The organism is Streptomyces naganishii JCM 4654 (assembly GCF_014650575.1).
GTDB lineage: Bacteria > Actinomycetota > Actinomycetes > Streptomycetales > Streptomycetaceae > Streptomyces > Streptomyces naganishii.
The window spans coordinates 1-876 of record NZ_BMVF01000065.1; the positions used below are offsets into that span (position 1 = coordinate 1).

Below are 876 nucleotides of genomic sequence, written 5' to 3' on the forward strand. Positions count from 1 at the left end.
GGTGGAGGCCGCTGATGGGGGTGGCCGGCGGTCGTTCGGGGTGTTCTCGCGGCGGCGTGATGCGGTGGGTGGTGAGCCGTGGGTGCGGCATGCCACGGGTGTCCTGGCGCCGGTGGCGGCTGCGGTTCCGGCCTCGGTGGGGGAGTTGGGTGTGTGGCCGCCGGAGGGCGCGGTGGCTGTGGGTGTCGAGGGCTTGTATGCGGAGCTTGCGGAGTCGGGTCTGGCGTATGGGCCGGTGTTCCGTGGGCTGCGTGGGGTGTGGCGGCGCGGGAGCGAGTTGTTCGCCGAGGTGGTCCTGCCCGAGCAGGCCCAGGACGCGGCGGCCACCTTCGGACTCCACCCCGCGCTTCTCGACTCCGCGCTCCACGCGCTGGGCGTGAAGCCCCGCGAGGACTCCGAATCCGGCCCTCTCCTGCCCTTTGCCTGGAGTGGTGTGTCGTTGTTCGCGGCGGGTGCGTCGTCGCTGCGGGTGCGGTTGGGTGAGCTGGGCTCGGACGCGGTGTCGTTGCTGGTGGCCGATGGTTCGGGCCGGCCGGTGGCGTCGGTGGACTCGGTGGCGTTGCGGGCCGCTTCGGTGGAGCAGGTGCGTGCGGGGGCGGGTGAGCGTCACGACTCGCTGTTCCGCGTCGAGTGGACCGCCGTACCAGTGCCCGAGGCGGATCGGGAGTCGGCCGGTGGGCCGTGGCCGGTGGTGCGTGGTGTCGAGGATCTGAACGACCTGGGCCTGGCCTTGGACGGTGGCGCGTCGGTGCCGTCGACTGTGGTGGTGGAGTGTGTGCCGGCGGCTTCGCCGACCTCGTCTTCGCCGTCATCGTTGGCTGAGGCCGTGCGTGGTGCGGTGGGTCGTGTTCTGGGTGTGGTGCAGGCGTGGTTGTC

Annotated in this window: 1 protein-coding gene; it reads left to right on the forward strand. The window is 72.0% G+C overall.

Going from position 1 to position 876, the window contains the following annotated elements:
* Positions 1-178: 178 nt before the first annotated feature.
* Positions 179-876, forward strand: a 698-nt coding sequence (locus tag IE217_RS34365; protein WP_373298197.1) for a polyketide synthase dehydratase domain-containing protein, incomplete at its 3' end; no start/stop codon positions are given.